The organism is Pseudomonas quasicaspiana (assembly GCF_021147825.1).
In the GTDB taxonomy this organism is placed as follows: Bacteria; Pseudomonadota; Gammaproteobacteria; order Pseudomonadales; family Pseudomonadaceae; genus Aquipseudomonas; species Aquipseudomonas quasicaspiana.
Window position 1 is genome coordinate 1 of record NZ_JAGTPI010000132.1, and the last position, 995, is coordinate 995.

General features: G+C 50.1%; 2 tRNA genes and 1 rRNA gene. All 3 read right to left on the reverse strand.

Features of this window, described 5'->3' with window-relative positions:
- Positions 1–451 (reverse strand): 23S ribosomal RNA (locus KDX30_RS29420); the annotation flags it as partial.
- A gap of 228 nt (positions 452–679) precedes the next feature.
- Positions 680–755, reverse strand: a tRNA-Ala gene (locus KDX30_RS29425).
- A gap of 44 nt (positions 756–799) precedes the next feature.
- Positions 800–876 (reverse strand) — tRNA-Ile (locus KDX30_RS29430).
- Positions 877–995 lie beyond the last annotated feature (119 nt).

Sequence of the window (995 nt, forward strand, 5' to 3'; positions counted from 1 at the left end):
TACTAGTTCACTATCGGTCAGTCAGTAGTATTTAGCCTTGGAGGATGGTCCCCCCATGTTCAGACAAGGTTTCTCGTGCCCCGTCCTACTCGATTTCATGACAAAGAGATTTTCGCGTACAGGGCTATCACCCACTATGGCCGCACTTTCCAGAGCGTTCCGCTAATCTCAAAGCCACTTAAGGGCTGGTCCCCGTTCGCTCGCCACTACTAAGGGAATCTCGGTTGATTTCTTTTCCTCAGGGTACTTAGATGTTTCAGTTCCCCTGGTTCGCTCCATACACCTATGTATTCAGTGTAAGGTAACTGTCTTATGACAGCTGGGTTCCCCCATTCAGACATCTCCGGATCACAGTCTGTTTGCCGACTCCCCGAAGCTTTTCGCAGGCTACCACGTCTTTCATCGCCTCTGACTGCCAAGGCATCCACCGTATGCGCTTCTTCACTTGACCATATAACCCCAAGCAATCTGGTTATACTGTGAAGACGACATTCGCCGAAAGTTTGTTCTCACAAACTTTACCTTAGCCTGGACACGCACCAGTGAAAGAGGTGCCCAGTCTATATTTCTATCACATACCCAAATTTTTAAAGAACGATCTAATCAAAGACTAGAAATCAACACTCACCATCACATCGATGGAGTGCTCATTTCTAAGCTTTCAAACAGAAGCAGTAAGTGGTGGAGCCAAGCGGGATCGAACCGCTGACCTCCTGCGTGCAAGGCAGGCGCTCTCCCAGCTGAGCTATGGCCCCGTATCCGGGTGTCGTACGCGCTCTGACCAACTTCACCAGGTAACTGGTGGGTCTGGGCAGATTCGAACTGCCGACCTCACCCTTATCAGGGGTGCGCTCTAACCAACTGAGCTACAGACCCAAAATCGGGTGTGCAAAGCAAAAGCTGCTTCTAATCGTCTTCTTCAATGAATCAAGCAATTCGTGTGGGAACTTGTGCTGCAGCTGAGTCGTCGATTAAGGAGGTGATCCAGCCGCAGG